The organism is Pseudanabaena sp. Chao 1811 (assembly GCF_027942295.1).
Lineage (GTDB): Bacteria > Cyanobacteriota > Cyanobacteriia > Pseudanabaenales > Pseudanabaenaceae > Pseudanabaena.
This window is the reverse complement of sequence record NZ_CP101416.1, coordinates 3,934,662-3,957,548: the sequence shown is the minus strand read 5'-3', so window position 1 is coordinate 3,957,548 and position 22,887 is coordinate 3,934,662. Positions and strand designations below refer to the sequence as shown.

Below are 22,887 nucleotides of genomic sequence, written 5' to 3'. Positions count from 1 at the left end.
AAGACTGTTTATCATTGTAAATTATTGTACAAAAATCTTGCTTAAAAATATTTGCTAGATAAGGCTTGCAATTGAATTTTTTAGCGAAATCATCCTTAAAATATTATCCTAACCATATAGAATATCTATATTTGAATATTATTTATACATCTTGTAGTTATTGCAGTAATTCAAAATATAGTTGATGATATTATTTTAAGGTTTCTATACATTTATTTAAAATTTGCAATAATTCGTTTGCTAGCTACTATACTCGGAATCTCAAAAATGTGATGCCACAATGCAGAAAAAGCAAAGATAGGAATACCGATACCAAGACAAACAACAAATAATATCCATGATTGTATATCTGCAGGCAAAGATAGCTTGGGACTTATAAGAGAAATGGCTTTAATAAATGGATGGTGTAGCAGATAAATACTATAACTCCATAAGCCAATAGTGCGGAACGGCTTAGCTAATGAAGTGGGGAAGAGGCTTGATGTTGGACACTTTTGAAGCAGTTTAGCGATCATAGTTGCAGCAAGTAGTGAAAAAAGCAAAAAGGAAAATGAGTCAAAAGCTTTTACAAAGGTGCTAAAAATAGCAACTATACTCCAACCCATTAAAGAGTGATTAGCAAAAGGAATTGGAAGTCCTAATACATAAGACTCAGCAATTACTGCACCAATAGACCAACTATACCAATACAAAATTGGTAATCCCTCAAACCACAGAGGCAATGGTTGACCTGTAGTCATAAGCACTCCGCTTGATAGTAATCGTAGACCAATTTCTAGAGCCGCAACATAGCCTAAAGTACGATTCCAGCCCAAATGAGAAATCAAATGCAGAAGAACGGGATAGAGAAGATATAGCTGTGCTTCAACTGCGATACTCCACAAAGATGGACTAATTCCCCAAAAGAAGCGATTATCAAAATTATGAATCAGAAATAGGTGACTAAGTAACTGCCCTATACCAAGAAGTCCATAACTAATACGTGACCATGGAAGAACCAGTGCAAACAGAATAACAGCAAAAAAGTATGGAGGATAAATTCGGAAAAATCGGCGAATGAAAAAATCGCGCCAATCTGGATTTCGCATAAAACTGAGATGAATGCAAAAGCCACTAACAACGAAAAATATGGGAACTCCAGCCCATCCTAAGCTGAGGGGTAATAAAGATAGAAATGCATTCGATACATTAAAGCTTCTAAACCAGTCTCCCCAAGGCAATTGATCTCGCCCACAAGCAGCTTGGAGTGAATGAAATAGGAACACAGAAAGTATTGCAATTCCTCTCATCTCATCAAGAAATCCAATTTGACTTTTTGGACGATTCATATAATTAAGCCTATATATTACATGGCAAGTTATGTTATATGGCAAGTCTCAATATTAATGTTAATGTTAATAAAGCTGTTTTAAAATAATCAGAGTAGCTTTATTGGTTGGTTTAGGCTAACCACAAAATTTGAACCTTAGAGAAAAATTGCTTTTCGCAAGTAAAAAGCCTCTGCATATTTGTCTGGTGCATTTGATTGAATTCCACGCAATCTCAAGATAGAAGAAAATGTTTCTTCTGTGAACCATTGTTTGTTAGCTTGGGTTTTAAAATATTGTATTAGATGGTTAATTTTTTTCTGGTAAATTACAGGGTCTAAATGAACAAAAAAATTGGGATTACCTAGATCACCATCATATTTTGGGATTTCGTATTCCAAAATCATATGATCTCGAAATGCATTCAAAGTCAAATCAGAAATTAGTCGATGATCTTGATGTAAGTCTTTGTGATAGTGAGTTAGAACTAAATCTGGAGATACATCTTTAGTGAAATGATCAAAAAAATCTTTGATTTCTGCACCAATATAAGGAAAAAATCGATCTCTAAAATCTTTAATCAAGATTGTTTTATTTTTGACATCTTTTAATAAAGCATAGGCACTAGCAAGAGCCTCTTCTTTCCTTTGCTCATTAGCCCCAAATACAACCCAGTAAATGCTTATATCTGGAAATTGATCAATAAGTTTAAGTAACGTCCCACTACAACCGATTTCAATATCATCACTATGAGCACCTAGGCAAAGAACTTGGTGAAGAGAATTTTTTCCTTGTGAATCAAATTTTAATGGGAGCATAGTTATTCAAGAGATTACAATCAATAAAATCCTTAGAATTTAATTTCATAAAGATAATTTATTTTTTAGCGTTTTGAAAAATATTGTAAACAGACGACAGTTTATATTTGGATCAATATTTTTTAGTGATTGATAAATTTTGTGACTTCTACTTAAAGGAATTTCACCACGGAACAACATCCTCATCCACCATCCAATTGATGGAATAAAAACTATGTCCCAAAAACCATGAGGGACATCTATTTGTTGAGAAATATAGTGAACTACCTGAAGCCTTTCTTCCAACTCTAAATATGGTTTACTTGTATTCCTCACTACGTTAGTATGGGTCCTAAAATTATTCAAAGGTTCGGCAACAAAAGCGATATCTGAAATTGTTAACATTTTTGCCCAGAGTAACCAATCTCCAGCCAATCGCATTTGAGTATCAATCTTCCCAATTTTATCTAGAACTGATCGTCTCATAAGTACAGCGCTAGCATTAGGAATTGTGTTTTTAAAGATTAGATAATTCTGACATTCGTTACGTCCACTATTAATAAAGTTATGTGACCAGCGATCGCTATCTAGATCATCTGTCCATATTTTCCAATTACGAATCACATGATCATTTTCATCAACCCCTAAAGACTGGGAATAAACTAAACCAATATTTGGATTTTGCTCAAGAATAGGTACTAGTTTGTCTAAAAATCTCAAATCAGCATAGTCATCTGACTCAGCAATCCAAATATATTCTCCATTAGCAACCTGTAAACCTTTTTCCCACTGTTTAAAAGGAGAACCACTATTGACAGTATTATAAATTGTCTGAACCCTGTGATTATCTGAAAACTTAGCAATTATATAATTGCTTTCATCTGTTGAAGCATCATCTAAACATATGACTTCAAAATCTTGATAGGTTTGTTGTAGAACAGTATGAATACGCTTTTCTAGAAACCTTGCATGGTTATAGTTAGGAATAATCACACTAACTTTTGTCATATAGTATTTACTCCTTGATATTGACCGTCTTATAACTAAACATATCTATAAAATTTCTCCAACCATATTTAATCAGATGTCTAGCTAATCTATAGTTTAAATTTTGATCCATAGATTGCAAGATATTATAAATTTTCTTGCTTTTATCAAATGAAATTTTATTCTCTAAAATTAAATTCGACCAATATCCAATGGTTTGATTATAAACAGCTTCCCAAGTTTCATCTGTAGCTTTTATATTAATATATAGATAGTTGATAATCCTTACTCTTTCCTCAAATTCTAGTGATTGTCTTGTGGCATTTGTTAACGATCCTGTATGAGTTCTAAAGTTATTTAGAGGTTCAGATATAAATGCAATATCTGAAATCAAAAGCATTTTCACCCAGAGCATCCAGTCTGCTAGATATCGAAAACTTGTATCAAATTTTCCTGCTTCTAAAAATACAGTACGTCTTATCAAAGCAGCACTAGGATTAGGAATAGTACACTGAAAGAGAAGGTACTGACATTCATTTTTTCCGTCATCAATAAAGTCTTTTGCCCAACGTTCCTTATCTAAATTATCAGTCCATTCTTTCCATGAACGTAATTGTTTACCTTGATCATCAATATCCCAAGATTGAGAAAATGCTATTCCAACAGAAGGATGTTTATCTAACTTCTCAACTGTTTTTTCCAATAAAGCTGGATAAGAACTATCATCTGCAGCCGTAATTAGGAAATAATCTCCAGTTGCTGAGTTCAATGCCTCATTCCAACGTTTAAAAGGCAAATCATTTTCAGGATAAAATTTGGGGAGTACTCTAGTGTCAGATATGTAACGATTAATTACTTCTACACTATTATCAGTTGAACCGTTATCAATAATAATTAGCTCAAAGTCTCTATAGGATTGATTCAATATTGTTCTAATACGTTCATCTAGGTACTTGCCATAATTGTAATTTACGATAACGATACTAACTTTAGGCATAACTTGTTTATTTCTTGAAAGGTTTTAGAATTTATTATTTAGTAGATCAATTAGTTTTATCATCTTATCCAAAACTTTTTATCCATTAAATCATCATAAACATCTTCAACATATTATTCAAGTAAGTAATCTAAATTCATTGCTTTTAAATATTCCACAACTGCATTTTTAGAATTAAAATCATAGGCGCGTAGCTTTAAAAGCTGAGGATCAATAGGACTATCAAGGGTTTTTTCTATTGCATCAGCTAGCTCATCAGTATTACCAACACTAACTAACTTTCCATACTTGCCATTCACTAATATTTCATTGGGACCATAGGGACAATCTGTAGCAATTACTTGACATCCGCAAGCTAACGCTTCAATCAAAACTGTTGGCAATGCTTCAAAGCGAGAAGAAAGAATAAATGCAGAAGCTTTACTCATATAAGCATAAGGATTATCTGTAAATCCGAGTAACGCAACATCAGCCTCTAAATTTAGTCGAGATATTTCAGCTTCTAAAATCTGGCGTTCAGGTCCTTCCCCTAAAATTACTAATCGGGCAGTGTACTTCTGCCGAAAAATAGCGAAAGCTTTAATTAGTGTAAGAAAATCTTTTTGAGGTGCTAGTCTTCCAGCAGCTAAAAAAACTGGTGGCTGTCCAAACTCAAACCAAGGATGCTCGACAGGCAATTGAGACTTAGTAACTAGATTTTTATCAATAACAGGGTTATAAAGCACCCTAAATGTTCCCGTTTTCATGTTTAAGTCTTTTTCTAAAGCTTGCGCTAAACCTTGAGAAACTGCGGCGACTACATTAGCTTTAGGATAAAAAATCTTTCTTAATTGATTGAGAAAACCAATTTTTTCTTTGGGATCATTTTTAATCTTATTTTCTAAAGAATCAAAACTAAGGTGTTCTACTAAAAGAATATGTAATGGAATGAATGAAAAGAACTTGGCGATTATAGCAATAACATTAAATTGTACTAGCTTAGAAACTAGTACAGACGGCTTTTCCCGCCGAAGGTACTTAACTAAAGGAAATATTTTCCTTAGCCTCCCAGAACTTGTGCTAGACAAATCAACAATTCTTACCTCAGGTGGGGTTTCGTTTAAAAAATTGCCCTTCTTCTCAAATAGTACTAGATCTATTGATATAGGATATTTAACAAGTTCTTTAAGAAGGTTAATAGCTACTCTTTCTACACCCCCACTATCAATATTGTGCAAAAGAAAAGCAACTCTTGGTAGCTTTTTAAGCATAGAAAGGTAGGTTCTCCCAAAAAAAATCATACTAATATTTATTAACGCGAAGTATCCCAGACAGCCCATGGAGTATTACCTTTTGCATACATCTCATCAAACATATTCTTTTCTTTAAAGGTATCCATACAAGCCCAAAAGCCTTGATTTTTATATGCGATTATCTCTTGTTTTTGAATCAATCTTTGAAATGGCTCAATTACTAGCTCTTCTTGCTCTTGAATATAATCAAAAATTGATTGTTTAAAAGCAAAAAAGCCTCCATTAATCCACAATCCAGAATTACCAACAGGTTTAATACTTTCAACTAGTTCATCCTTATTCCATGAGACAACATGAAAAGATTGAGATGGTTGTACAGCCAAAAAGCTTGCAACTTTATCATGCTTGCAAAAGTTGTCAAGATATAAATCAAGGTTAAGATCAGTAAGACCATCTGAATAGTTTGCTAAGAAAACCTCTTCTCCTGCTAAGATTTTTTTGACAGCTACTAAACGTTGTCCCAGATTTGCATTTAAGCCCGTATCAACAAATGTAATTTTCCAATCCTCAATATCACTAGTATGTAGCTCAATTTTTTTACCCCCTTCAGATATTGTGAAATTATTTGACATACATTCGTTGTAATCCAGAAAATATTTTTTGATATAGTCCCCCCTGTAACCAAGACATAGAATGAATTCTTTATGCCCAAAATGAGCATAGTAGCGCATTAAATGCCAAATAATAGGACGATAACCAATCTCGACCATAGGCTTTGGAATAGTTTCAGAATATTCTTTTAATCTAGTACCAAGACCACCACAAAATAGTACAACTTTCATAATAAATGAAAATGATAAATAGATAGATAGTTGAATTTTTGCAAATTTTGACTTAATAAATAGAATTTATATTTAAATATTAATAACTATTTACTATTAGTAATATCTCTATTGCGTTCTTGTAACAGTCCAGCTTTTAACAAAGAAATTGACGCTTTTAATATTAACTTAAACTTGAGCTTAGATCTGGTAGCTATATCTAATAAAGTATGATCACCATCCGAAAAATTAAGTACCCATAGTAGTGCCATTTCTTGGATTTTTTTATCTTGTAAACCGCCTAAACTTCCATACAAACCTCGTTTACCTAACTGAGGTTCGCATTTAGAGTTTGTATTCAAATACACTTTATTGTTTTCTAGAATTTCAAAAATATTAAGGTAAGCTATCCAAGATTCCTCTAAGGAATTAAGTTTAACAAACTCTAAATTGTCAGCCGATGTATGATATTCAGGATAGCACCCAAAAGGGGTTCTACCTAGTCTACCAATTGGCAAATTAAAACCAGGAGAGCAGTATTGCCTTTCATCATAACCATATGGAGAAAACTCTTCAATAGTGTAGTGTTTGTCTAAATCCTGCAAGACATGAGCAACAATTTTATCAATTTCTGCATTACCTTGGCGACTTTGTTTATAGGTCATGCTGCCACTATCTCCAACGCCTGATATTACTAGTCCATGCCTTATTTTATGAGTTTGACTCTCATTTAAACTAAGCCAAGTGATTGAACCAATTGTGCCAGGGATAAAGATAAATCTATAAGAATATCGTCTTGGGAAAGAATTAATATGTTTGGCTAAAAATGTTGCTAAAGCCATACCTGATAAATTGTCATTACAAAGAGATGGATGGCAGATATGGCATGAAAATAGAACTTCTTCATCAGTTTCCCCAGACAAGTAATATTCTCCATAGGTCAGATGTCCATCTTGAAGAGAAGAATCAATGTAAACCTCGTATTCGCCATCTTCAAAGTTTGTAAAATCATTGTAGCTAAGACAAAAGCCCCAATTCTCATGATAGTAAGAAGTTCGATAGGGAATCCAATGAGGATGATCAGGAAGTGTAAACAGATGTTTACTTAAATCTGCCAAAGACATTGTTTGATGAATTGGGATACTGTAGTTAACTAAATGAAGGTTGGACTTCTGAAAATCAATAACTTTCTGTCCATATTGATTTTTTACATAAGCATCCCGAACATTCCACTCTTTGGGGATTTCCCAATCAAATACTTTTGTCCCTGTGGGAATTTCATGGATTTCTAATGGAATGTATTTTTTTAATATATTTAGTGATTTGCGAACCCCATTGCCAGTTATACTCCGACAAATTGGATATAGCTCTGAAATGAGTTCATATATATTTAATCCAATTTGATGTGTTGTATGTATTTGATTTTCCAATTTGTTAGCCATATCTACAAGTTTAAACTGTTGCAAAATTCATTACTTCTAAGAATCTAACAAGTATTAGCGTCCTAAATATCTAGAAGTATTGCTGGGGTGTAATCTTTATATTGCTGATCACGCTCAGATATAACACTAATTTCTTCTAACCAATGAATCTTGAATGCTGGATCATTCCAGCGAAAACCAACAGCACAAGTAGGGCTATAAAAATCAGACATTTGATAAAAGATTTCTGTGTTATCTTCCAATGTTTGAAATCCATGAGCAAAGCCTTTTGGGATATATAGAGCTTTACTATTGTCAGCGGTAAGGGTAATAGCTATCCACTGTAAATAGGTTGTAGAGTCTAATCGGAGATCTATAATAACGTCATAGACTGACCCTCTTGTACATCTTACAAGCTTTGTTTCCGCGGATGGAGGGAGTTGTAAATGCATTCCTCTTAGTGTTCCCTTTTTTTTGTTAAAAGAAATACTACATTGTACTAAGTTGGCATCAAGGTTTCGAATTTGAAACTCTTTCTGACACCAAGTACGTGCAAAATATCCGCGATTATCATTCAGTTTTTCTGGCTCAACAATGTAAGCACCTTCTAGATCGGTCTGTGTGAATAGCATTTATACCTTAGGAATAAATTTGGATTTCAGGAATTGGAACCACAAACTGGCCCCCCCAATCCCGAATTACACTCATTTGTTCAATGATTTCGTCTTTAAAGTTCCAAGGCAAAATCATTACATAGTCTGGCTTGGTTTCTTGAATCTTGCTAGGAGAATAGATGGGAATGTGGGTTCCTGGCAAAAACTTGCCATGCTTATAGGGATTGCGATCAACTGTGTAATCTAGAAAGTCTGTCCGAATGCCACAATAATTAAGCAATGTGTTACCTTTACCCGGTGCACCATAGCCAACGACAGTTTTTCCTTCACGCTTAGCTTTAATCAAAAAGTCGAGTAATTTCCTCTTAGTTTCTCGAACTTGTTCATCAAAATTGGTGTAGCGTTCAATGGAAGCGAAGCCATCGGATCTTTCATGCTCTTTCAATTTTACTGCGCGATCGCTAATTGGTTTTGATAAGTCCTCGGCATGACGGGCATAAATCCTTAAGGAGCCACCATGAGTTGGTAACTCTTCCACATCAAACAGGGTTAAACCATGCGCGGCAAAGATTTTTTCGAGAGTCGTAAATGTGTGATAGCAGAAATGCTCATGATAAATTGTGTCAAATTGGTTAGATGCCATCAATTTCACCAGATGTTGAATTTCTCCCGTAGCAACACCTTGGGGCTTAAGCAAAATCTTGATCCCTGCAACAAAATCGTTTAAATCTGGTACATGTGCTAACACATTGTTTGCGGCAATTAAATCGGCTTGCTTACCTTGTTGAACTAGTTTACGCGCACATTCTTGCCCAAAGAATTCATTTAAAGTGGGAATACCTTTAGCGATCGCAACTTTCGCAATGTTAGTCGCAGGCTCAACTCCAAGCACAGGGATATTTTTCTCAACAAAGTATTGCAGAAGATATCCATCATTACTAGCGATCTCAATTACTTGACTATTTTCATTAAGATGGAACTGTTCAACAACTTGATCTGTATATTCCTTGCATTGTTTTAACCAAGTATCTGCATAAGAAGAAAAGTAGGCATATTCTGTAAATATATGTTCTGGACTAACATATGCTTCCAATTGAGCTAAAAAGCAGTTTTCGCACACTCGAACATGTAATGGATAAAATGCTTCCATTTGATTAAGTTGTTCTGAAGTTAAAAAGCTCTCGCATAGTGGTGACATTCCCAGATCAACTAGGGTATGCTTCAAGCCCGAACCACAAAATTGGCATTTAGGTGTTTTACTCAGTTGTTTCTCTATTGAGTTCGATGTCTCGGAATGTTTGCTCATTGGCTACCTCTAAATAAACAATTGACTGGTTAGTTTACTACCTATTACACAATTAAATAATTGCCATAAATCTATGAATTGCAGCTTTCGTAATTTCCTGCATATCTTCCCCTGAGTGATAGGATCTAGTCCACACGATAATTTGTTCTAAAGCTTCTATAAGAGACAATTTCGGTTCCCATCCCATTTTAAGACGTGCTTTTGAGCAATCTAAACTTAGGGAGTTAGCTTCATGGGGCTGATAGCCTTTATCTTGTTCCCAATAAACATTTTCTCCCCATAGAGATAGTAGTTGATCTACTAGCCAACCAACTGGCTTGATTGAGGACTCGTAAGGACCAAAATTCCAAGCATCAGCAAAAGCAGAACCGTTATTGTAGAGCTTTTCTACTAGGACTAAATAGCCATTTAAGGCATCTAGTACATGTTGCCAAGGGCGAGTTGCATAGGGATTACGAATTAAAATTGGCTGCTTGCTTAGTAATGATTTAGTAATGTCAGCCACTAGCCCGTCAGGTGTCCAATCACCACCACCAATGACATTACCCGCACGAGCAGATGCGATCGCTACACCATGGTTAGCATATTCGCTAGGATGAAAAAATGAATCCCGATAAGAAGATGTAACTAATTCCGAGCAAGCTTTACTGCTACTGTAGGGATCATAACCACCCAAGGGATCATTCTCGCGATATCCCCAGACCCATTCTTTATTTTCATAACATTTGTCTGTAGTAACATTGACCACGACTCGAACACCACCCACCTGACGGATTGCTTCTAAGAGGTTGACAGTTCCCATCACATTTGTACTGTAAGTGGATACAGGATCAGTATAGGAAGAGCGGACTACTGATTGGGCTGCCATATGGATCACTATTTCGGGCTTACACTCAGCAATAACCTTCTGTAAATGCTCGCGATCGCAAACATCTCCTATCACAGAATTCATCCCTTCTGCTACACGAGCAAGTTCAAACAAACTAGGATCTGTAGGTGGCTGCAATGCATATCCCCATAAATCAACACCAACAGATTGTAGCCACAAAGATAACCAACTCCCTTTAAAGCCAGTATGCCCTGTCAGTAATACTCGTTTTCCATTCCAAAAGGCACTATTCATAGATCTATTTACTTTTAACTCACCTAATTAATATATGGCTGGTGAGAACACTAATACTGAATCCATTTAGACTACAAAATGAAAATCTTTAATCCCACTATAGTCAACCATTCGGGCATTTTTACGAGTAAACTCGCCAACGGATGGATTGCCATCAGGCGAAATAGCCCCTGTCACATATTGCCAAAGCTCGTATGGTGCAATCAAAACACGAAAAGTGCGATCCTCACCTTTACATACGTGATACCAATTTGTTTGCTGACACTGGTCACACCAAAAAGCCTCAATCCATTCTCCATCCAGAGGTACAGCTATTCGACTTGCTACAAGCATCAAGGCATTTTGGCGTGGCATACCTCGCTGTTGTAGCTGCTCAGCACGATCAGCAAATAGAGGATATTTGGGACTAACACTATCAAGATAACATCCGTGAATTGGACAATAAATGGCTCGACGTTTTGAGCGTTTTCGATTTTTGTCACACCTTCTCTGCAATTTGACCTCCCTCACCATCAAAGAATAAAGCAAAAATGGGAAGATTATCTTGAAGGGACTGAGATCAATAAAGACCATCGAAGCCCACCTCTAAAATTACTTAATATATTTAAATTTAAGGATACAGTTGTCAGAGATAATACATTTTAAATCTGTACAGAAAAATACATTTTTAATGCAACTGGCACTTTTTACTAACATGAGTATTAAGCACAAGTTAGATTATGATCTACAAGATGAATTAATACAATACTTAATCCTAAATCATAGGAATCACTATACACCAAATATTTAGTATTTTGCGTAACGCTGAATAATTTTCAAAAATAGCTGCTATAGGAATAGCTGTAAGTCAACCTTTGCCCTTATTCTAAGGTGCGTAGAAATACAACATAAAAGGTAGCAAATGAAACCCGCTGATGGCTATCAATATCTTGAAAGTTATAAAAGAGTTATGGAAAAGTTATAAAGTTATATAATGTCTTGTGTTTTAATTAAATATGGATAAATATAGCCTTTAACTAGCTATCAACATCAATTCAGAAACCTTGTATAGTGATGTAAAGAAAAACTAATCTCTTTTGCTATTTATATAATTAGATGCTTAAAATAGCAGGATAAGGGTTTAAAGTCACCAAGAAATAGCGATATATTTAAGCTGCTAAACTCTGGAAATGATTGTTTACACAAACTCCTGCAATTTTCTACTTTACGAGACAAGTTTATTGCTTTATACAAGAAGATTTTACAAATGTATACAGATGACATCCCTAAACAAGACTTAATTGTTACTCCAGTATCAACTTTGCTCTTTGATGAACAAATCAATCTGATGGTAAGTTGGGCAAACCAAAAGCAAAGCAGGATGGTTTGTGTTGCTAATGTGCATATGCTAGTTGAAGCTTGGCAAAATAATCACTTTGCGAATGTATTAAAACAGGCAGATTTAGTTACACCAGACGGAATGCCCTTAGTTTGGATGCTAAAGTCGCTAGGACACAAGCAGGCTCAGCGAGTTGCGGGCATGGATATTTTTCAGACAGTTTGCCAGCAAGCTGCGATCGCACAAACGAGCATTTTCCTCTTAGGTTCATCTCCTGAAGTACTTGATAAAATTAGCCAGAGACTAAAATTACAATTTCCCACTATAAAGATCGCAGGTACTGAATCCCCTCCATTCCGTCCATTAGCTTCTACAGTAGACATGGATATGGTGAATACTATTAATGAGAGTGGAGCAGGAGTTTTATTCGTTGCACTAGGATGCCCTAAACAGGAATTATGGATGAATCAACATAAGGATAAAATCCAAGCTGTCATGATTGGAGTAGGCGGTGTTTTCCCTGTTTATGCAGGAATCTTAAAAGAAACTCCAAAATTAATGCAAAATCTCGGATTGGAGTGGTTATTTCGCCTTTGTCAAGAACCAAAGAGACTCTGGAAACGCTATGCTACGACTATCCCAATTTTTATTTGGCTAATGCTTAAGCAGATTGTTTTCTCAAAGGAGAATCAGATAAAAAGCTAATATTTGTTGATGTTGTTGTCCTAATTGTGCTTGTCTATACAATTTGAAGTCTTGACTTAAGCAATCGTACTGCCGTAAATTAGAGCCAAGTTTGTATGAGTTAAACTAGATTCTATTCTTTGAGCATTTACAATACGGAGTGGGTAATAGCTCGTGATCGCTATTGATTGAGCACCAGAATTAACCACATAATCCGCATATGCACGGAAACAAACATGCAAAGTGAACAGAATTCTCAGATATATCATCAAAAAAGTGATGTTAAACGTGTTTTAAGTACTAACGTGTCTAGTGCATCACTCAACGATGATGAAGGAGGATTGAAATTTGGAAATGTACTGCAATCTTTACAACGCAGATTACCTGTAATTGCAGGTGTAACTATTGTAGTTACTTCTTTAGCTGTATTTAAATCGGCTACTAGTAAACCAATTTATCAATCAGGGTTTGAAATTTTAGCCAAGCCAATTACTGAAGAGACCCGAGTGATTTCTGCTGTAACACTTAACAATAGGGATACAGAAGAACCTAAAGACACTATTAGCCCTACTACATTAAAACTATTAAAAAGTCCTAAAATTCTCAATCCAATTTCTGAAGCGTTAAAGTCAAAGTACCCAGATATTAATTACGATAGTTTAGTCGATGGATTAGCAATTAAAGCCGAAAATCAGATTCTCAGCGTTAGTTACCAAGATAAAAACTCAGCAAAGGTTAAGGCAGTTCTTGATTTACTGTCTAAGGCTTATCTTGACTATAGTTTGGAAGAACGATTGTCTGATGTGCAACAAGGAATTGACTTTGTCAATTCTCAACTGCCTCAAGTCCAAGAAAGAGCAGGAAAGCTTCAGGATAAGCTCCAGACTTTTCGGCAACAGTACAATCTCATTGATCCAGATTCAAGCAGCAAACAACTAGCTTCTGAAACCACTACCATTAGTCAACAGAAACTGGAAACCCAAGTCAAGTTAGATGAATTGCGATCGCTATTTTCTGATTTAAGTCGTCAAGTTGCTGAACCAGTCAATGAAACCAAAGTTTCCTCTATACTGCAAGAGAATTCTCGATATCAGGCAATTTTATCCCAAATTCAGACTGTAGATGGTCAAATTGCGAAAGAGTTAAGCATATTTCAGGAAAATACAGATAGAGTCCAAGCATTACGAGATCAAAGAGCTAATTTGATACCGTTACTCCGACTAGAAGAGGAGAGAGCTAAAGAATTAGTTGCCAGCCGTATCCGAGATTTAGAAGCCCGTCTTGAAATATTGTCGGAAGTAGAAGATAAGCTCAATCAGCAAGTAAAACAGCTATCAATTATCTCCCGTCAATACACAGATATTCAACAAGAGATAAAAATCACCAACGAGAATTTAAATCAATTTTTAACCAAACGTGAAGCTTTACGTATTGATGCTGGACAACGTAAAACCCCTTGGCAAATTCTGACTCCCGCTAAAGATCCTGCATCATCATCAGCCGATATTAAAAAAAATGGAGTGTTGGGTGGCATACTAGGGTTATTACTAGGTTCTGGGGTAGCTCTATTTCTAGATAGGTTGAGTAATCTGTTACGAACAACGGATGAAGTAAAAGATATTGCCAAATTACCTATTTTAGGAATAATTCCATTTAATTCAGATTTATATTCTGATGAAGATACGGATGAAATTTTGGAAGGAATTCCATTAAATCGTAGCTTGATGCGGAACGAAACTTCATCTGCTATTGGTAAACTGACAAAAATCATGAATTTCAAGTCTTGGATAAATCGATCTCATCAAGGCTTAGACTCAGATTCTAATGCAATCCAACCCTACTATATGACTTCTATCTTTTTGGAGTCTTTTCGATCGCTTTATACGAATATTCGGCTTCTCAGTCCTGATGAAGAAATCCGCTCTCTTGTTATTAGTTCATCCATACCCAGTGAAGGTAAATCAACTACTTCATTGTATTTAGCGCAGGCAGCAGCAGCTTTAGGGAAACGAGTTCTATTGGTAGATGCTGATCTGCGTCGTCCGAAATTACATGATCGATTGCTTCTGAGTAATGCTTTAGGACTTAGTAATTTAATATCTACGGATCTAAACTTTGATCAAGTAGTACAAAGATCTTCAATTGAACCCAACTTATCAATTCTTACTTCAGGTCAAGTTCCGCCAGATCCCACAAGATTACTTTCCTCTCAAAAGATGCAGATCTTAATGCAATCATTTCAGGAAAACTTTGATTTAGTGATTTATGATACTCCTCCTTTACTCGGTTTAGTTGACTCAAAGCTGATTGCTGCAAGAACAGATGGTATTGTTATGGTGGTTGGATTAGATAAGACTAAAGCATCTAACCTTACACAAGCTCTAGAACTATTAAGTAATTCACCAATCGGAATATTTGGAATTATTGTCAATGGTTCAAAAGATTATGTTACGGGTGTCACGGAAACCTATAAACTTTATTAGATTATTAGAATTATTATTTATTCATTGATAAGTTAACTTCATCACCATTGCCTATAAAGCTTTGTACTGAAATCAGAACTAATAGTTTTACTAAGTAGATAAGTAATATCTAGACGCTTTTGCTAATTACTATGCAACGGCAGGTTTTGAATTTTAACTATGCTGATGACCTACTTACATATTTATTACAAGTATTGCGACACTTGTAATAAATATATTGAGGTTCTCTTGAGAGCCAATTGCTATTCCATGGATTAAAAGTATTATTCAAGAGATTATGGAATCACTGATTTTTTTTGCTTTTCTCTGGTTACTTTGGCTAATTAGTCCTCGCTTTTGGAAACGTCGAGTTATTTTACCAGTCGCTATTATTGGATTAATTTTGCTATTTGTAACCTCTCCTTTGATGCTTGCTTTGGCAAATCAAGGCTTAATTTTTTCTCTGCCGCAAGATTCTGGTGAAAAAGTTGATGCCGTTGTCATTTTAGGGCGAGGCGAACCATTACGAGCTAGAAGAGTAGAATTTGGTGCTGAAATCTGGGAACAAAAACGTGCCCCTATGCTATTTGTGAGTGGAATGTTAGATGCAGAAGAAATACTTACCCAGCTAGCACAAAAAGGACTTCCTAAGTCACAAATAAGTGGTGAGAGATGTTCGCAAACAACCGAAGAAAATGCCCAGTTTACGACAGCATTACTTTATCCGAAGGGAATTCAGAAAATATTGTTGTTGACAGATGCACCTCACATGCTACGAGCGCAAATTTTATTTCAGAACCATGGTTTTAAAGTTATTCCTCATATGATACCTTTACCTTTGCAATGGAGTACCATCAAGCAACTCAAAGTGGTATTAAGAGAGTATGCAGCCTTATTAAATTATCAATGGAATGGATATTTACGTCCCAGAACCCAAGAGGAGATTGTGAATCCATCAGAAAAAGTTAGCGATCGCCTTAAGAATTGGAACTGCCGACTGAATATATAGAATTTCGATTAGGTTTGAGCACTTATATGCGTTGATTGATGAGAAAAGGACTAAAATATATTGAGATTAAAATTTCTTAACATTTAGGCAATCGTATCGTGCTAATCCAATCAGACTGGCTCAAAAGCTTACGAGGTCGCTCGTTTGACCTAGAGTTAGGGGCGATCGCTATTATTTATTTTGTCCAAGGCGCAATGGCAATCTCGCAGCTTGCCGTCAGTTTCTTCCTTAAGGATGACTTGGGGCTTAGCCCTGCGGAAGTTGCATCAATGGTGGGGATTACAATGATCCCTTGGACAATTAAGCCCCTCTATGGTCTGATTTCCGACGGATTCCCTATATTTGGTTATCGCCGTCGCCCATACCTACTAATTTCAAGTGTGTTAGGGATTTTTTCATGGTCAAGTATGGGGCTATGGGTGACAACTCCCTTTTGGGCGATCGCCATGATTGCCTTCGGTTCTCTTTCACTAGCTTGTTCGGATGCAATTACTGATGCTTTGATTGTGCAGCGTGCAAGACTGGAGCCAGAGGGAGATGCAGGTTCTTTGCAGTCATTTAGCTGGATTGCCTCATCCATTGGCGCAATTATGTCTGCTTATTTGAGTGGATATTTACTAGAGCATTTTGGTGCGAAGTTTGTATTTGAGATTACGGCTATTTTGCCCCTATTGGTAGGGATTTCTGCCTTTGCGATCGCTGATCCACCGATGTCCACGGTATATATTGTTGCGCCTGACAAATCAGCAACTAATCTTGAATCGGCAACACCTGCGACTCTATCTCGAAATTCACAGTTATGGATGTCGCTGAAGTTTAACTTTGGTCAGTTACGCCAAGCCTTTACCAATAAAGCCATTTGGCTTCCGACACTTTTCTTGTTTATCTGGCAAGCAACACCCAGTTCTGATACCGCCTTTTTCTATTTCACTACGAATGAACTGAAATTTAATCCTGAATTTTTAGGGACAATCAAGTTTTTCGCAAGTTGGGCAGGTTTACTAGGTGTATGGCTATTTCAACGCTTTTTTAAAGCAGTGCCAACCCGCAAGATTTTCTTTTGGACTACGATTATTTCCACAGTTTTAGGATTAACTAGTTTATTACTTGTGACCCATACTAATAGAGCCTTAGGTATTGACGATCGCTGGTTTAGTCTTGGTGATAGCTTGATTTTGACGGTTGCTGGCAGAATTGCGTTTATGCCTGTTTTGGTTTTGGCAGCAAGGCTTTGCCCTGAAGGGATCGAAGCAACTTTATTTGCGTTGTTGATGTCGGTTATTAATATCTCAGCGCTCTGTTCATTTCAATTAGGGGCTGTGCTAACCCATTTTCTAGGGGTTACGGAATCCAATTTCGATAATCTTTGGTTATTGATTACAATTGCTAATATCAGTAGTCTTTTGCCACTCCCATTCTTAAAATGGTTGCCTGACGAAAAGAATGGTAAGTTTCACCAGTCTAATCAAACGACAGCTTTACCTGATTCGCAATCTTTAGACATTAAAAACGAATTGGTTAGTGAGCAACCTGAAGTGGTTTTACAAGAAAATCCATAGATTAAAAAATGGAAATCGACTACATTGCTTTATTTGTTTCTGATGTGGGGCGATCGCTAATTTTTTATCGCGATGCATTAGGATTTCGCTTTGAGAAACCTGCTAAGACTGATAGTGCTGAGGGTTATAGCGGCAATCTGAAAATAGGACTTTATGATCGCTGTTGGTTGCCAAAACTATTTGGCGATCGCGGTAAGCAAATTATCAGTGGTAATCCCTTTTTACTATCGATGACCGTTGATGATCTTGATCAGGTATATCAAGAACTATGCGATCGGCAAGCTAATATCTCCATAGGTATAATTGCACCACCTAGAATCATGCCTTGGGGACAAAAAATATTATTTTTAAACGATCCCGATGGCAATCTTTTAGAAATTGTCCAAGGCAGCCTCTAATTTTAAAATTCACACTTTGTGCGAATTCTAATTTCCAGATTTACTGCTATATATTTAGAACTGTGGTTAAAACTTCCAAGGTTTATACACCTATGCCTACCCAAAACGATATCCCCATTGCCCAGAGGGTTAGCGATCCCCAGAGATCGCCCCAAAAGCAAGTACCAGCTAATCCTGTTGTGAGATCGCTACAGGCGGTTCCTTGGTGGGGATATGGTTTAGCAGTATTAGCCTTTCTCTCGCCGATCGTGAGCACCCGCATTTGGTTTGCGCTAAATGCCAATGCCACCAATGCCCCGCAAGCAAATGTATCCCCATCGGAAAAAGTTGCTTCAGAACCAAAATCAGAACCTCAAACCGAACGTCCTTCACCTATTCCGACAGTTGCACCATTTATCAGTACAAATACAGCAACTCCTGCGAATAAGGCAGCTAGTGATAATCCTGACGTAGTTGCCAATGAGCCTGATAGTCCGCCCGATCTTTTCGGACATCATCCTTACAAAGAAGCTCCTGCCAATCAATTACGCACCATTAGTAGAGCGAGTGATGGCTATGAAATCAAGCTGAGAGAAGCGGCGGCAAAAAGCTATCTGGCGATGGAAGCAGCCGCCAAAGCTGATGGTGTTGATTTTACGGTGATTTCTGGATTTCGGACGATCGCTGAGCAGCAACAACTTTTCTTTGAGATCAGTAAGCAACGCAATCAAACCCCAGCCCAACGCGCTAAGGTCAGTGCGCCACCCGGTCATAGTGAGCATCACACGGGCTATGCCATGGATATTGGTGACGCATCTGTACCAAGTGCCAATCTTTCAACCAGTTTCGAGAAAACTGCTGCTTTTCAATGGCTCCAAAATAATGCGGCTAAGTACGGTTTTGAAATGTCATTCCCTCCAAACAATTCTCAGGGTGTGATGTATGAGCCTTGGCATTGGCGCTTTGTAGGTGACGATGACAGTCTGGCTACTTTCTACAGGAAGCAACCGCGTAGTGGCTCGTTTATTAAAAAGTCATGAACGTTACCGCCACTGATTTACTAGCGATCGCCATTTTTACGATCACCATGATGTCCCTCGTCGGTACGATGGTGGGTTTATCGCCGATTGTCCCTGCGGCGATCGCGATTGCCTTACTCAGTGCATGGGGCATTGACATTGGCTTTTGGCAAGGTAAATTTGGGGCATATGCACAAGCATGGCTGAGGGCAAGAGATCCTAAATACCGCGAGCGTGTTTCCTATCACGAAGCAGGGCATTTTTTGGCGGCGCATGTCTTGGGCTTTAAGGTGATCAACTATGCGATCGCGGGAATTGTCGGTCAATCCTTAGGGGAAGTCTTAGCTAGCGAAAGTTTTAACGGTATCGAAGGCGGTGTAGAAATTGAAGTAGATCATTCTGCTAATTCCGTCAATCTCCTAGATCGTTATTGCACCGTCTACATGGCAGGGATCGCCGCCGAGCAACTGATGTGTGAAGGCGAAACGGAAGGCGGCTTAGATGATATTCAGCGTTTACGTCAAGCTATTTCTAGTTTGCCAAATCCAATGGTGCAAGAGCGTTGGGCGTTATTAAATGCCAAAAATTTACTGAGCGATCGCCGTTCCGTTTTAATTGCCCTTGCGGAACAGATGCAAAATGGAGCTTCCATCGAAGCTTGTTATCAAACAATCGAGCAAGTGGCTTTAACTATCAAATAAGGTGCTTTGCACCTTTAAAAGATTAGGGTTGCGGCGCGAAGCGCCGCAACCCTAATCTTTTACTTGGAAGGGAGGATTTGACTAGACAATCTGATTAACTTTACCGACTACAAACTTTAAATAGCGACCTTCGGCAAAGGCTGCAGGTACAGGATGATCGATGGGTTGCCCTGCTTCATGGATTATTTGGATACGTCGATCGCTTGATTCCGCAGCAGTAGCAAGCATTTCCTTAAAGGCTTCAGGGCTAACTTGACTAGTGCAGCTTGCCGAAACTAGTAGACCATTGGGCGCGACACATTTAAGAGCGATCGCATTTAGCTTGGTGTAAGCACGAATTGCCGCAAACCGATTTTGCTTACTCTTGGCAAAAGTGGGCGGATCGAGGATCACAATATCAAAGGTTTGTTGCTCCTGTGCGTAGCGATGCAACACATCAAAGCAATCCGCAGTTACAAAATTATGGCGATCGCGATCGAAATTATTCAGCCTTACATTTGTATCTGCTACCGCCGCTAAATGTTTGCCAATATCCACATTAGTAACGTGACTCGCGCCGCCACGCAGGGCATAGAGCGAAAATGCACCCGTATAGGAAAAACAATTCAGTACGGTTTTACCTTGGCTAATTTCCCCAACAAAGCGACGGTTTTCACGATGGTCGAGAAATAAACCAGTTTTTTGTCCAGTTTGCAAATTGACCTGAAACAATAGCCCATGTTCCTTGACGGTAATATCTCCCTTCGGTTCTTTACCCCATAGCAATTGAGTTTTACTCTCTTGCGGATTTTCACTTTCAGAATTCTCTAAATGCTTTGTCCGCCATAAAATCCCCTGTAAAGGAGCCACTGCTAACAAAGCATTCACTAACCAATCAAGAAGAACGCTGGCTCCCTCCATATAGGTTTGCAACACCGCATATTCCCCATACAGATCAACGGTAATTCCTGCCAAACCATCCCCCTCACCAAACAGCCAACGATAGGCAGTGCAGTTCTGTTCGCGTAAAGGCGATCGCAGTTCCCATGCAGCCTGTACTCGCGCTTTCAACCAACGCGGATCGGGTAACTGTCGCTGCGAAAATATCCGAATCGCGATCGGACCTTTGTTATCCCAGAGTCCAAATCCTGTCCAGCCGCCACACTTGACCCGCACCCATTCCCCCGTTTCAAAACGTGCTTCTCTAGGCAATCTGTCTCGATAAATCCAAGGATGTCCTTGAGCCAAACGTTCTTTAAGTTGAGTAGAAACAATAATTTCGCGCAGCTTTGCCATTAATTTGTTCTTATACAGTTACTAGTTGATTTTGATTTGTTGAAGTTTATCGATTAAATCACCACGTCGGAAAGTAGCAGATAGTTGCTGTAGGGAAGTTTCATTACTACCATACAAAGACTCGAGGGCTCGTTGAATATCCTGTACTGCATGATTAAAATATGCTTCTCCATTTTGTTCAATCAATTTTTGAGCTTGATGGAAATTGAAATGACTAATATCATTAATTTTAATTTGGAGATTGTGGAGCAGTCTCTTTCCCATTTGCATCGCAATAAAGCATGAAGCATAACGAATAAATTCAGGATCTTGCGGCTCTGGGCGCTTGCGTCGATTTTCGGCAAGTCGATATAGTTGCACAGCTAGAACTACTTGCGCTCCATTAAGATTCTCGGTAAAAATTGAGTCATATAGTTTACCAAAGTGTTCACGCGAAAAGAACTTAGCTTGGTGCGGCTTTTCCCTCCAAACAGATAGTACCGCTTCCGCCGCCACTCCTGAACTAATATCCGTAGATCTAGCGCTAGTTTCAGAACGCTTGCGCCGATAGTTATATCCTAATTGTTGAATACTTATTTCTAATCTTTGTTGTAGATCATCATTAGCACGCAAATCCTTAAGATCTACTGGGTTTTGGCTATTAGTAGCATAGGTGATCTTTTGGACGAGATTAATATTATCACTTGGTAATTCATAGAGTCTTAATAAGACATAAGCTTGGGTATCTTGAGGTAATATTTTTTGGAATAAATTTTGCTCCTGTATGGTTTTAGATATCGTCATACAGGTTTGTCCACCATTAATTATTTGGAGATTTTCAACACGTACTTTGTAATTACTGTCTTGCAATCCGTTATAAGAAAATTTATCGCAAATTAATGTGATGCCATTGTTATAAAAATAAAAATTATCTCTTTCCTCACTATTCAAAGTATCACGAATACCTTCATTAACACGATTACCTTGCAATCCTAAATAACGACGAATATTCCGTTCAAGTAGCCGTTCTCCATGTCTTTCAATTAAAGAAGCGATTTCTGTAACGGAAATCCTGCCCACAAGCACTCGGCTAAAGCTCATATCTTCGACGATCGCTTTACCACTTAACTGTAAGGTGTCTTTGACAGGTTTCGATGCTTGCAGAATGTTGACAAGGCGATCATGATTGACATGTTCCCAAGTCGCTTGATCCCCAAAGCCAGCACGATCAATTGCTTCTTGGGCAGCATTATTCCATTTCAATCCATTATTACAAGCTAAGGCACGAATTTGAGGAATATATCCATCGCGAATTAAACTACGTGCCTCTTCGACCTTGGCAAGAAGTCTCGGATTAATGTAATCCAGTCGGGCAGTGGGATTGAACAAATACTTAATGGCATTGATCAGACTTTCGATCCCATCTTCAGGGAAATTAGAATTTACCTCTAAATTATTCTTATACTTGGCTTGAAATAAACTAACTGTAAACTCTCCATCATGCTCCTCAGAGATATGCATAGCATCTACGCCAAAATCTCCCCCACCTTCGGTTAAACATTCAAAGGTTTGCTCGTCTTCTAAATCTAAAATAGTCTTGACACATAAGTAAACAAATGACAGTGATTTGAGCTTTGCCTCATCACGAATGCGAAGTTCTTCACTAGCTTGTTGACGAATATTATCTATTACAGATGATAATCGTTGATCAATGATAGAAGCATTTATATTCATGGAATTGAGCTGGTCAAGGTGAATCTGCGCTTTAATAGTGAACCAAGTTTTGGATGACACAACTCTGCTACGCCATCCAAAACTTGGTTTACTGCAAAGTCCCTACTTGAGCATCTACAAATAGCATAGCCACTTGCAGGCTTGCGTATTAGCCTAGAATAGAAT

Annotated in this window: 20 protein-coding genes; 7 read left to right on the top strand and 13 right to left on the bottom strand. The window is 37.6% G+C overall.

Annotated elements, in window-relative coordinates:
- Nucleotides 1-212: 212 nt before the first annotated feature.
- The 11 genes from NMG48_RS18190 to NMG48_RS18140 form a co-directional block, all read right to left on the bottom strand.
- On the bottom strand, nt 213-1,328 hold the full coding sequence (locus tag NMG48_RS18190; protein WP_271252845.1) for an acyltransferase family protein: 1,116 nt from the start codon (nt 1,326-1,328) through the stop codon (nt 213-215).
- Between the two features lie 137 nt (nt 1,329-1,465).
- Nucleotides 1,466-2,125: a PIG-L deacetylase family protein gene (locus tag NMG48_RS18185; RefSeq protein WP_271252844.1), complete on the bottom strand. Its 660-nt coding sequence runs from the start codon at nt 2,123-2,125 to the stop codon at nt 1,466-1,468.
- A 45-nt stretch (nt 2,126-2,170) separates the two neighbouring features.
- A complete protein-coding gene (locus tag NMG48_RS18180; RefSeq protein WP_271252843.1) occupies nt 2,171-3,112 on the bottom strand; it encodes a glycosyltransferase in 942 nt (313 codons plus the stop codon).
- Nucleotides 3,113-3,119: 7 nt separating this feature from the next.
- Nucleotides 3,120-4,088, bottom strand: coding sequence for a glycosyltransferase (locus NMG48_RS18175; RefSeq protein ID WP_271252842.1), 969 nt, complete (start codon nt 4,086-4,088; stop codon nt 3,120-3,122).
- A gap of 113 nt (nt 4,089-4,201) precedes the next feature.
- Nucleotides 4,202-5,338, bottom strand: coding sequence for a glycosyltransferase (locus tag NMG48_RS18170; RefSeq protein ID WP_271252841.1), 1,137 nt, complete (start codon nt 5,336-5,338; stop codon nt 4,202-4,204).
- Between the two features lie 41 nt (nt 5,339-5,379).
- The gene (locus NMG48_RS18165) at nt 5,380-6,162 is read right to left on the bottom strand and encodes a glucose-1-phosphate cytidylyltransferase (RefSeq protein WP_271252840.1); all 783 of its coding nucleotides are present in this window, start codon (nt 6,160-6,162) and stop codon (nt 5,380-5,382) included.
- A gap of 86 nt (nt 6,163-6,248) precedes the next feature.
- Entirely contained in the window at nt 6,249-7,583 is a 1,335-nt protein-coding gene (locus NMG48_RS18160; RefSeq protein WP_345961291.1) for a DUF4910 domain-containing protein, read from the bottom strand.
- A 62-nt stretch (nt 7,584-7,645) separates the two neighbouring features.
- Entirely contained in the window at nt 7,646-8,194 is a 549-nt protein-coding gene (gene rfbC, locus NMG48_RS18155; protein ID WP_271252838.1) for a dTDP-4-dehydrorhamnose 3,5-epimerase, read from the bottom strand.
- Nucleotides 8,195-8,201: 7 nt separating this feature from the next.
- Nucleotides 8,202-9,482 (bottom strand): class I SAM-dependent methyltransferase, encoded by a 1,281-nt coding sequence (locus tag NMG48_RS18150; protein ID WP_271252837.1) that lies wholly within the window; start codon nt 9,480-9,482, stop codon nt 8,202-8,204.
- A 52-nt stretch (nt 9,483-9,534) separates the two neighbouring features.
- Nucleotides 9,535-10,605, bottom strand: coding sequence for a CDP-glucose 4,6-dehydratase (rfbG, locus tag NMG48_RS18145; RefSeq protein WP_271252836.1), 1,071 nt, complete (start codon nt 10,603-10,605; stop codon nt 9,535-9,537).
- A 66-nt stretch (nt 10,606-10,671) separates the two neighbouring features.
- Complete coding sequence (locus NMG48_RS18140; protein WP_345961290.1) at nt 10,672-11,100, bottom strand: hypothetical protein; 429 nt, start codon at nt 11,098-11,100, stop codon at nt 10,672-10,674.
- Nucleotides 11,101-11,851: 751 nt separating this feature from the next.
- Here NMG48_RS18140 and NMG48_RS18135 point away from each other — a divergent pair.
- The 7 genes from NMG48_RS18135 to NMG48_RS18105 all read left to right on the top strand — a co-directional run bounded on the left by NMG48_RS18135 (nt 11,852) and on the right by NMG48_RS18105 (nt 19,734).
- Nucleotides 11,852-12,628, top strand: coding sequence for a WecB/TagA/CpsF family glycosyltransferase (locus NMG48_RS18135; RefSeq protein ID WP_271252834.1), 777 nt, complete (start codon nt 11,852-11,854; stop codon nt 12,626-12,628).
- 215 nt (nt 12,629-12,843) lie between these two features.
- The gene (locus NMG48_RS18130; RefSeq protein ID WP_271252833.1) at nt 12,844-15,090 is read left to right on the top strand and encodes a GumC family protein; all 2,247 of its coding nucleotides are present in this window, start codon (nt 12,844-12,846) and stop codon (nt 15,088-15,090) included.
- 277 nt (nt 15,091-15,367) lie between these two features.
- Complete coding sequence (locus tag NMG48_RS18125) at nt 15,368-16,078, top strand: YdcF family protein (protein WP_271252832.1); 711 nt, start codon at nt 15,368-15,370, stop codon at nt 16,076-16,078.
- A 98-nt stretch (nt 16,079-16,176) separates the two neighbouring features.
- Nucleotides 16,177-17,637 carry a folate/biopterin family MFS transporter gene (locus NMG48_RS18120; RefSeq protein WP_271252831.1) on the top strand — a complete coding sequence of 487 codons (1,461 nt, stop codon included), beginning with the start codon at nt 16,177-16,179 and terminating at the stop codon, nt 17,635-17,637.
- An 8-nt stretch (nt 17,638-17,645) separates the two neighbouring features.
- Nucleotides 17,646-18,035 (top strand): VOC family protein, encoded by a 390-nt coding sequence (locus tag NMG48_RS18115; protein WP_271252830.1) that lies wholly within the window; start codon nt 17,646-17,648, stop codon nt 18,033-18,035.
- Nucleotides 18,036-18,127: 92 nt separating this feature from the next.
- Nucleotides 18,128-19,054, top strand: coding sequence for a M15 family metallopeptidase (locus NMG48_RS18110; RefSeq protein ID WP_271252829.1), 927 nt, complete (start codon nt 18,128-18,130; stop codon nt 19,052-19,054).
- The gene (locus NMG48_RS18105) at nt 19,051-19,734 is read left to right on the top strand and encodes a hypothetical protein (RefSeq protein WP_271252828.1); all 684 of its coding nucleotides are present in this window, start codon (nt 19,051-19,053) and stop codon (nt 19,732-19,734) included. Before NMG48_RS18110 ends, NMG48_RS18105 begins: the two co-directional genes overlap by 4 nt.
- Before the next feature lie 81 nt (nt 19,735-19,815).
- On the opposite strand, the gene NMG48_RS18100 is transcribed toward NMG48_RS18105, so the two are convergent.
- A complete protein-coding gene (locus NMG48_RS18100) occupies nt 19,816-21,009 on the bottom strand; it encodes a class I SAM-dependent rRNA methyltransferase (RefSeq protein WP_271252827.1) in 1,194 nt (397 codons plus the stop codon).
- A gap of 21 nt (nt 21,010-21,030) precedes the next feature.
- Nucleotides 21,031-22,722 carry an AIPR family protein gene (locus NMG48_RS18095; protein WP_271252826.1) on the bottom strand — a complete coding sequence of 564 codons (1,692 nt, stop codon included), beginning with the start codon at nt 22,720-22,722 and terminating at the stop codon, nt 21,031-21,033.
- Nucleotides 22,723-22,887: the final 165 nt, after the last annotated feature.

Coding starts and splice junctions, on each gene's coding strand:
- NMG48_RS18095 (WP_271252826.1), bottom strand. CDS start 22,722: ATGAATATAAATGCTTCTATCATTGATCAACGATTATCATCTGTAATA.
- NMG48_RS18150 (WP_271252837.1), bottom strand. CDS start 9,482: ATGAGCAAACATTCCGAGACATCGAACTCAATAGAGAAACAACTGAGT.
- NMG48_RS18170 (WP_271252841.1), bottom strand. CDS start 5,338: ATGCTTAAAAAGCTACCAAGAGTTGCTTTTCTTTTGCACAATATTGAT.
- NMG48_RS18115 (WP_271252830.1), top strand. CDS start 17,646: ATGGAAATCGACTACATTGCTTTATTTGTTTCTGATGTGGGGCGATCG.
- NMG48_RS18165 (WP_271252840.1), bottom strand. CDS start 6,162: ATGAAAGTTGTACTATTTTGTGGTGGTCTTGGTACTAGATTAAAAGAA.
- NMG48_RS18125 (WP_271252832.1), top strand. CDS start 15,368: ATGGAATCACTGATTTTTTTTGCTTTTCTCTGGTTACTTTGGCTAATT.
- NMG48_RS18135 (WP_271252834.1), top strand. CDS start 11,852: ATGTATACAGATGACATCCCTAAACAAGACTTAATTGTTACTCCAGTA.
- NMG48_RS18185 (WP_271252844.1), bottom strand. CDS start 2,125: ATGCTCCCATTAAAATTTGATTCACAAGGAAAAAATTCTCTTCACCAA.
- rfbG (WP_271252836.1), bottom strand. CDS start 10,605: ATGAATAGTGCCTTTTGGAATGGAAAACGAGTATTACTGACAGGGCAT.
- NMG48_RS18105 (WP_271252828.1), top strand. CDS start 19,051: ATGAACGTTACCGCCACTGATTTACTAGCGATCGCCATTTTTACGATC.
- NMG48_RS18160 (WP_345961291.1), bottom strand. CDS start 7,583: ATGGCTAACAAATTGGAAAATCAAATACATACAACACATCAAATTGGA.
- rfbC (WP_271252838.1), bottom strand. CDS start 8,194: ATGCTATTCACACAGACCGATCTAGAAGGTGCTTACATTGTTGAGCCA.
- NMG48_RS18180 (WP_271252843.1), bottom strand. CDS start 3,112: ATGACAAAAGTTAGTGTGATTATTCCTAACTATAACCATGCAAGGTTT.
- NMG48_RS18175 (WP_271252842.1), bottom strand. CDS start 4,088: ATGCCTAAAGTTAGTATCGTTATCGTAAATTACAATTATGGCAAGTAC.
- NMG48_RS18130 (WP_271252833.1), top strand. CDS start 12,844: ATGCAAAGTGAACAGAATTCTCAGATATATCATCAAAAAAGTGATGTT.
- NMG48_RS18190 (WP_271252845.1), bottom strand. CDS start 1,328: ATGAATCGTCCAAAAAGTCAAATTGGATTTCTTGATGAGATGAGAGGA.
- NMG48_RS18110 (WP_271252829.1), top strand. CDS start 18,128: ATGCCTACCCAAAACGATATCCCCATTGCCCAGAGGGTTAGCGATCCC.
- NMG48_RS18100 (WP_271252827.1), bottom strand. CDS start 21,009: ATGGCAAAGCTGCGCGAAATTATTGTTTCTACTCAACTTAAAGAACGT.